The 9579-nt window shown below is 42.6% G+C and carries 4 protein-coding genes; 3 read left to right on the forward strand and 1 reads right to left on the reverse strand.

Annotated features, from left to right (window positions below; all coding sequences use genetic code 11):
- Positions 1-356 precede the first annotated feature (356 nt).
- The gene (locus ACE1AT_RS04985; RefSeq protein ID WP_374866194.1) at positions 357-1646 is read right to left on the reverse strand and encodes an ATP-binding protein; all 1290 of its coding nucleotides are present in this window, start codon (positions 1644-1646) and stop codon (positions 357-359) included.
- Positions 1647-1831: 185 nt separating this feature from the next.
- On the opposite strand from ACE1AT_RS04985, the gene pcrA reads away from it, so the two are divergent.
- The 3 genes from pcrA (at position 1832) to ACE1AT_RS05000 (ending at position 9244) form a co-directional block, all read left to right on the forward strand.
- Positions 1832-4168: a DNA helicase PcrA gene (gene pcrA, locus ACE1AT_RS04990; RefSeq protein WP_374866195.1), complete on the forward strand. Its 2337-nt coding sequence runs from the start codon at positions 1832-1834 to the stop codon at positions 4166-4168.
- A 346-nt stretch (positions 4169-4514) separates the two neighbouring features.
- Positions 4515-8207: a chromosome segregation protein SMC gene (gene smc / locus ACE1AT_RS04995; protein WP_374866196.1), complete on the forward strand. Its 3693-nt coding sequence runs from the start codon at positions 4515-4517 to the stop codon at positions 8205-8207.
- 59 nt (positions 8208-8266) lie between these two features.
- Positions 8267-9244: a PRC-barrel domain-containing protein gene (locus tag ACE1AT_RS05000; protein WP_374866197.1), complete on the forward strand. Its 978-nt coding sequence runs from the start codon at positions 8267-8269 to the stop codon at positions 9242-9244.
- The last annotated feature ends 335 nt before the right edge of the window (positions 9245-9579 follow it).

Below are 9579 nucleotides of genomic sequence, written 5' to 3' on the forward strand. Positions count from 1 at the left end.
TAAGTAAGTCGGTGGGAATAAATCGAACTATGTTAAGGAATGTAAAAAATTGGGAATTAAGTTCGTAGTAAGGACTTCAGTCCTTATTTGAGGACTAAAGTCCTCACTACAAACCTTGAATTATTTCCGCCGTTCTACTTAATTGGTAATGGGTAATTGGTAATTGGTAATTGGTAATTGGTTAGTTGTTGGTGGTTCTTTTCTTCCTTGTCCACGCCACGTGCTACAACGCTCTTGACCCGACGCCAGGTACTACAACGGAGGGAACCTCCGCAACGCGCTGGCTCGGAAACCCCCGCAACGTACTGGCTCCGCAACGCAGTGGCTCCCCTTGTCCCCCATGTCCCCGATCCCCATTACCGCTTCTTAAGTGTAAAAAAGAACGTAGTACCCACACCTAACTCTGATTCTACCCAAACTTCTCCTCCATACATTTCTACAATTTTTTTTACTATGGCTAATCCAATACCAGTACTATCTGAGTTTTTGTTGTCAGATAGTTTTTGAAAAATTTTAAATATGCGCTCAAAATGTTCTTTTTCAATACCAGGGCCATTGTCTTTAACACTAATTTGCCAATACCCATTCTTCTCAGTACAAGCAATTGTAATCTTACCCTGTGGTTTATCAATGAATTTAATAGCATTACTCAATAAATTTTGAAAAACTTGTTCTATACGAGTTTTTTCACAATCAACTATAGGTAATTCATTACTTATATCTATTTGAATATTTTCGATGGGTTCGAGTAGTTCAGTTACTTCTGTGACGACATCATTTAAATTTACTCGCCTGATTTCTTCTTTAATGCGTCCAATTCGTGAGTATTGTAATATCGCATCTATTAAACTATATATTTTTTTAACTCTAGCAATTAGCAGATTAATTAATTCCTTACCTTCATCGTCCAACTTGTCTGCATAATCGGATAATAACCATTCTGATAATGAGCTAATTCCCCTGAGCGGTGCTTTTAAATCATGGGAGACTATATATGCAAAATCGTTTAACTCTTTGTTAGTACTTTCTAATTCTTTTAATAACAACGCCATTTTTTCTTGAGACTGCTGACGTTGAACAACTTCTTGTTGGAGTAGTTCATTAGTTTTGGCAAGTTCTGTTGTGCGTTGTTCTACCAATTCTTCCAAATGTTCTTTATATTGGCGTAACTCTTGTTCTACTCGTTTACGTTCTATAATTTCTGTTTGTAAAGCGTTATTCGCTGCTTCTAGTTGCGCTGGGCTAGGAAGGGCTAGTGCTTGAGGTACTAAAGGTATTAAAGTTAAAGCAGTATAAAAAGAAACTATAGCGGTGATAATTTTAATGGTACCTGATAACCAATAATCAGGATGCCACAGTGTCCACACTCCCATAATATGGGTAGTACCACAAGAGATAATAAAAGCTCCAAACAAGAGAAAAATACTCTTGAATGGCACATCTTTTCTTTTACGGACAAAATAAATCAGTGTGAGTGGGATTGAGTAATAAGACAGGGCAATGAGCGAATCTGCTAAGATATGTAGCCATACTAACTCTGGCATCCATAGGTAACAATGACCATGTGGGATAAAATTCCCGCTATAAAAAAAGCTACTCACAAAATCCACAGTAAAATCTCCGGTACATTTGAATTTACGTACCATATAAAAAGTGATAGATCATCTATTTTAGGAAACATTTTTTGTCAAAATAAACAAGTTAATGTGAAAAAATATATTTCTCATAATGACTGTTTGGGTTAGTGGTTAGTAGTAATTGATAACCCTTAACCCTTAACCCTTAACCCTTAACCTTTAACCCTTAACCCTTGACCCTTGACTATTGACTAATGACTATTGACTTTCTCAGTCACCTTAACCCCAGTCAACGCCGCGCCGTTGAACACTTTTGTGGTCCTTTGCTAGTTGTTGCTGGTGCAGGTTCCGGTAAAACACGAGCGCTGACTTATCGCATTGCTAATCTGATTTTGCAACATCGTGTTGATCCTGAAAATATCCTAGCAGTGACTTTCACCAACAAAGCCGCGCGGGAAATGAAAGACCGGATTCAGAAGTTATTTGCTGAACAGTTGGCGATCGCAGAATTTGGTGAACGTTTTGATCTACTGCCAGAATACGATCAAGCCAAACTAAAATCGCGAGTTTGGCGCACTTATGTCAAAGATTTGTGGTGTGGTACTTTCCACAGTTTATTTTCTCGGATTCTCCGCTTTGATATCGAAAAATATCAAGACGAAAAAGGACGCCGTTGGAATCGTAATTTTTCCATTTTTGATGAATCCGACGCTCAGAGTTTAGTTAAAGAAATCGTTACAAAACAGTTAAACCTGGACGATAAAAAATTTGAACCACGTTCAGTACGCTATGCCATTAGTAACGCTAAAAATAAAGGTTTATCACCTCAAGATTTTGAGAGAGAACAACCAAATTACCGTGGAAGAGTGATATCTGAAGTTTACAATAGATATCAAGATCGGCTAGCAGAAAATAATGCCCTGGATTTTGATGATTTAATTCTTGTACCTGTAAAATTATTTCAGCAAAACGAACAGGTGTTGGGTTATTGGCATCGCAAATTTAACCATATATTAGTAGATGAATATCAAGATACCAACCGGACTCAATATGATTTGATTCGGTTATTGGTAACGCATGGTGAAACAAATAAGCATAACTGGGATTGGAGCGATCGCTCAGTTTTTGTCGTCGGTGATGCCGACCAATCAATCTATTCTTTTAGAATGGCTGATTTTACTATTTTGCTCGAGTTTCAGCAAGACTTCGGTGATGGTTTACCGGATGATGATACTAGGACAATGGTAAAATTAGAAGAAAATTATCGCTCCTGTGAAAATATTCTTCAAGCTGCTAACGAACTGATAGAAAATAATACCCAACGGATTGATAAAATTCTTCGTGCCACCAGAGGTGCAGGGGAGCAGATTTATTTTTTCAAAGCTGATGATGAAATCGCCGAAGCCGAATTTGTGATCAATCAAATTCGCAATTTAGAAAGAGAAAACCCGGAATTAGATTGGGGAAGTTTTGCGATTCTTTATCGTACCAATGCTCAATCTCGCCCCTTTGAGGATCTTTTAGTTCGCGCGCAAATTCCCTACACTGTTGTTGGCGGGTTAAAGTTTTATGACCGCAAAGAAATTAAAGATGTACTTGCCTATTTAAGAGCGATCGCGAACCCAGCTGACACACTCAGTTTATTACGGGTGATTAACACTCCTCGCCGGGGAATCGGTAAAGCGACTATTGATAACTTAGTTGGTGCTGCTCAAGAATTAGGCACAACTCTGTGGGAAATACTGAGCGATGAAACATCAGTTAATACCTTAGCTGGGCGTTCTGCCAAATCTGTAAATAACTTTGCGGCCATGATTAGTCGTTGGCAAGCAGAACTAGCAACCATGCCAGCTTCGGATATTTTACAAGGTATAGTAGAAGACTCTGGTTATGTGCAAGACTTGATGAACCAAGGAACAGACGAAGCAGAAGATAGAGTAGAAAACGTCCAGGAATTATTCAACGCCGTACTGCAATTTCAAGAAGAAAACGAAGAAGTTTCCTTGGGAGATTTCCTCGCCAGTGCAGCTTTGAGTTCCGATTTAGATAATCTCAAAGAAGGACAAAAAGCCGTTTCCTTGATGACTCTCCACGCTTCCAAAGGCTTAGAATTTCCTGTGGTGTATATGGTGGGGTTAGAACAGGGGCTATTTCCTAACTACCGTTCGATGAACGATCCCTCAGCATTGGAAGAAGAACGCCGTTTGTGTTACGTGGGGATTACTCGCGCCCAAGAAAGATTATTTATCTCCCACGCGCGGGAACGTCGGCTTTATGGTAATCGGGAACCCGCCGTGCGATCGCAATTCCTCGACGAATTACCAGAAGAATTATTAGTTACCCATCGTCCGGGTAGAGTTGCTTACACCAAAACAGCCAACGGTAGTGTACCACAGCGCGGGAATAAAGCCAGACAAAGCGTTACAGAAAATTGGCAAGTAGGCGATCGCGTCTTACACAAAATTTTTGGCGAAGGTGAAATTACACACGTATTTGGTTCTGAGAAAAAAGTTTCTGTAGCAATTAAATTTGATCAACTTGGTCAAAAAATTATCGATCCTCAAGTTGCACAATTGCAACGGGTGGATTAGGGAAGCGAATATCTTAAAGTTGATAAAAACAAAACCATTATCTCAGCTAAAAAGCTGTATTTGATCTTAGTGTCTTAGTGTTTTGGTGAGTCCACTTGCCGTCTTGGCGGTTCCCGTCACGTTCGCGTAGCGTCCCGGAGGGAACTTGGCAAGGTGGCGAACCCGAAGGGTGGTGAAAAAATAATTATTTAAACACCAAGACACTAAGACACCAAGAAACCAGCTTTTTCAAATGCGGCGATCGCTCGTTGATGGTTCACTCCAAAACCCTACCCGACCCCCAATGACTATTCACAACTTTCACTGATACACTTGAAATTTCCGCCTTGTCAAATAATTAGCGCCTATGGTGCATATAAAAAGGGTTGAACTTACCAATTTTAAATCTTTCGGTGGCACTACCTCTGTCCCTCTGCTATCGGGGTTTACTGTCGTTTCTGGACCAAATGGTTCCGGAAAATCGAATATTCTCGATTCGTTGCTGTTTTGTTTAGGACTCGCTAGTTCTAAGGGAATGCGTGCTGATCGCCTACCTGATCTTGTCAACACGACTCAAACTAGCAAGTCTCGTACTGCTGTTGAAGCGATTGTGACGGTGACGTTTGATTTATCTGATCATGAACCAGATGAATTTTTAGAAATGGAACCGATTGTTTCCACTGTCGAAGTCGATACTTTCGACGACGAAACCCCCCCGTACACGGGGGGGACGGAAGGGGGGGTTGAACAAACAGAAGACGAAAAAAATCGCAAACAAAAAATCCGCGCCATAGCTGGTGGAGAGTGGAGTGTCACTCGTAGGCTACGTGTTACTCCCCAAGGAACTTATACATCAAACTATTACATTAACGGAATCTCTAGTACTCTCACAGAGTTACACGAAGAATTAGAACGTCTGCGCGTTTATCCAGAAGGTTACAACGTTGTTTTGCAAGGGGACGTCACCAGCATTATTTCGATGAATGCGCGGGAAAGGCGGGAAATTATTGATGAGTTGGCAGGGGTGGCGTCCTTTGACCGTAAAATTAATCAGGCGAAAGATACTCTGGAAGAAGTTCGGGAAAAAGAAGACAGTTGTCGAATTATTGAAACTGAATTAACTACACAGTGCGATCGCCTGTCGCAAGATAAAGCTAAAGCCGAAAAATACCAAAAACTCCGTACTGAATATCTGGAAAAACAAAAGTGGGAAGCGGTGTTATCTTGGCGTACCCTGCAAAATCATCAAGAAAAGTTAGCGAACCAAATTCAAGCAGGCGATCGCACTTCCACTGAACTTACTGAACAACTCACTCACCTCAACACCCAAATTACCCAAAAAAATCTTGAACTTGAACAACTCAACGCCCGTGTGAAAGCATTGGGAGAAGAAGAACTGTTAGCAGTACAAGCAATTCTGGCAAACCAAGAAGCTGAACGTAAACAACTCCAGCGTCAACAAACTGAACTCGAAACAGCATCCCAAGAAACAGCCAAACGTCTGACTCAAACTCAGCAAGAAATTCAACAGCATCAGCAAACTATAGAACGATTGGTGCAACAACAAAATGTAGAGACGTTACATGTAACGTCTCTACAACAAGAACGGGACGCAGTTCAACAAGAATTAGAAAATTCTCGTCAAGCAGCAGCAGAAATTGCATCAGCTTCGGAAGCGTGGGTACAACAACAAACAGCACTCAATCGCCAAATTGAAACTTTACTCCAAACCGTTGAACCCCAACGCACGGAACAAGCACAGCTAAGGGAACGAAACAACCAACTACAACAGCAAATTCAAGAACAAACCCAGTTAATTCAAACAGTAGAACCAGAAATTGCTGATAAACAATCCCAAATTTCTGATGTAGAGACGTTACATGTAACGTCTCTACAAGAAATCGAAACCTTAACGCCAAATCTCACAGCTACAGAACAAGAATTACAAATTCAACAGGAAACCCAAAAGCGCCTTTTACAAGAACAGCGCGAAAAACAACGCCAGTTGGATAAATTAGAAGCACAAGCGCAAGCACAGCAAGAAGTTCAAGGGACTGGCGCGAGTAAAGTCATTTTACAATCAGGAATGTCTGGGATTTGTGGGTTGGTTGTCAAGTTGGGACGAGTGGAACCGCGTTTTCAACTCGCTTTGGAAATTGCTGCTGGTGCAAGGTTGGGACATATTGTGGTGGAAAATGATTCTGTCGCCGCAGCTGGAATTGAATTATTAAAGCAAAGAAGGGCGGGGAGAGCAACTTTTTTACCGTTAAATAAAATTCAAGCACCCAGGTTTACACCCGACGCCACCCTGCGCTTGGCTCAAGGTTTTATCGGTTATGCTGTAAACTTGGTAGAGTGTGCGCCCCGTTATCGCGATGTGTTCGCCTACGTTTTCGGAAATACAGTTGTGTTTTCCACCTTGGAACAGGCGCGGAAAAATTTGGGACTTTACCGCATTGTCACCCTCGAAGGCGAATTGTTAGAAACTAGTGGCGCGATGACTGGTGGTAGCGTTTTCCAACGTTCGGCGTTACGCTTTGGTAGTGGTGAAGCAGCAGAATCTGACGAAGCGATCGCCCTGAAAAAGCGGTTGGAGGATATAGAAAGAATTTTAGAACGTTGTACTGAGGCGATCGCATCTCTTGCAACTCGCGCCAAACAACTTTCCCAGGAATTAACAGAAGCACGTCAAACACGGCGCGAACAGCAATTACAGCTAGAACAGTTACAAAAAGAAATCAAAACCCTGACTTCGCAGTTAGAAACCACGCGATCGCAACTGAGCCAAAATACCGAAAAGTTAACTTCTGCTCAATCACGTTTGGAAATTTTGGATCGGGATTTACCCGCACAAGAGCAACAATTACAACAACTACGCCACGCACTTGCAGAGTTGGAATCCTCCCAAACTCCCCAGGAATGGCAGCAAATCCAAGCTGTCATTAAAGAACTAGAGCAACAATTACAACAACGTGACCAGACCTTACGGTCAGCAGAACAAAACCTCAAAAACTTAGAAAATCAGCAACAGCGCTTACAGGAGAAAATCCAAGAATCCGAACAGCGTATCATTGAATACCAAACCCAACAAACCTCATGTAGAGACGCGATGAATCGCGTCTCCACCGAAATCACCACCACAGACGAACAAATCTCCCAAACCCGCCAGCGTTTGAGTGAAATGGAAGCGAATTTAGGAGAAGAAAAACAAAAACGCGATCGCACCGAACAGGAATTGCGGGCTGATACCCAGCGTCAACAACAACTAGAGTGGGAAATTCAAAAACTGCAAGAAACCCAGCAAACGCGCCGCGAAGAACTCGCCAACATCCAAGCACAACTGCAAACAGTCGTGGCTGACTTACCATCACCATTACCAGAAGTACCAGATAAAGTCGATTTAGAAGACTTACAAAAAGAATTGCGATCGCTTGCTAAACGCCTCCAAGCAATGGAACCTGTTAATATGCTGGCGTTAGAACAATACGAACGTACGCAAAAACGGTTAGAAGAACTCAGTCAAAAATTGCAAACGTTGGAAGCAGAACGCACCGAATTATTGTTACGAATTGAAAACTTTACCACACTCCGCCAACGTGCTTTTAAAGAAGCATTCGACGCCGTCAATGAAAACTTTAAATCTATTTTTGCCACTCTTTCTGAAGGTGATGGTTATTTACAACTCGACAATCCCGAAGATCCCTTTAGCAGTGGCTTAAACTTAGTCGCCCACCCCAAAGGTAAACCAGTACAGCGCCTTGCTTCCATGTCTGGGGGAGAAAAATCTCTCACAGCCTTAAGCTTTATTTTTGCTCTCCAAAGATATCGTCCCTCGCCGTTTTATGCATTTGATGAAGTAGATATGTTTCTCGATGGGGCAAACGTGGAACGATTAGCTAAAATGATTAAACAACAGGCGCAGCAAGCACAATTTATAGTTGTGAGTTTGCGTCGCCCGATGATAGAATCAGCCGAACGCACAATTGGCGTTACTCAAGCCAGAGGTGCTTTTACTCAAGTGTTGGGTATTAAGTTACAATCATCTAATACGTCGGCTTGAGTTTTTGTTAATAATAGTGTATAGATAAACCGGATTCGAGATCAGGGACTCGGTATAGAATGACCTCTGAACAAATAATTAGGCGTTCCGATATTTTAAATACCCAGGTGATTACCCGTGACAACGGGAAACGGCTAGGCATAGTCAGTCAAGTCTGGGTGGATGTAGATCAGCGAGAGGTTGTGGCTCTTGGCTTACGAGACAGCCTGATCTCCGTGTCTGGCATACCGCGATATATGTACCTCAACAACATCAACCAAATCGGGGATGTAATTTTGGTTGATAACGAGGATGTCATCGAAGACATTGAGGTTGAGGCTTTCAGCAACCTGATAAATTGGGAAGTAATTACAGAAACAGGAGAAGTCTTAGGAAAAGTCCGGGGCTTCAAGTTCAACGGCGAGACTGGGAAAATATATTCTATCACTATCGCCTCTTTAGGACTACCCCAAATTCCCGATTCCTTCCTGAGTACCTACGAACTCTCAATCGAAGAAATCGTCAGCACAGGCCCCAATAGATTAATTGTCTTCGAGGGTGCTGAAGAACGGTTAACTCAGTTAACAGTTGGTGTTCTAGAGCGCCTTGGTATCGGTAAAGCGCCTTGGGAACGCGAAGACGTCGAAGATTACAACTACGCGCCGCGTCAAGTTGCACCTTCCAACCAACTACCAAGCGGAGTCCCAATTGAACCAATTAAACCCAAGATTCGCACTCCCGAACCTGTAGCACAACAGGAATGGGACGAAGACTATTACGAAGAACAACGCCCACCCCAACGGCGGGTGATGGAAGCACGAGCCTACGAGTCCATCCGCTACGAAGAAGAAGAGGAAGACAACTGGAGTGAAGCCACGGGTAAAGATAAGTACGAAGCCCAACCTTACACCGCCAAATCATCATATACAGAAGAATACGATGATTACGACGATGACCTAAAGCGCGACGCTTGGGACGACGAACCACCACAGCCGGTGAACATTCCCAAGAAAGTCAAAGAGAAAATGCCAGAGTACGAAGAAGAAGGCGGCTATTAAATCAGTTAGCATTTTCTTGGTGTCTTAGTGTCTTTGTGTTGAAAAAAGAATATTTGAAACACCAAGGCACGAAGACACAAAGATGAACTGATAACTGACAACTGTCACCCCCCCTTACCCCGCAACCGCTCAACCAATCGGTGCGAAAACTCCAAGTCCTTATCGCGCAGGCGTTCCCGGATTTCCAAAGCAGTTAAGAAGAAATGTAGGTTGGGTTGAGCGCAAGCGAAACCCAACAAAGCCTTGATAATGTTGGGTTACTCTGCGATCAGCCGCGCAGGGCGCGTCTACGTTCCTCAAACGCCAGGTGCTACAACTCTTGGGACCCCCGCAAC

This window comes from Pelatocladus sp. BLCC-F211 (assembly GCF_041928655.1).
Taxonomy (GTDB): Bacteria; Cyanobacteriota; Cyanobacteriia; order Cyanobacteriales; family Nostocaceae; genus Pelatocladus.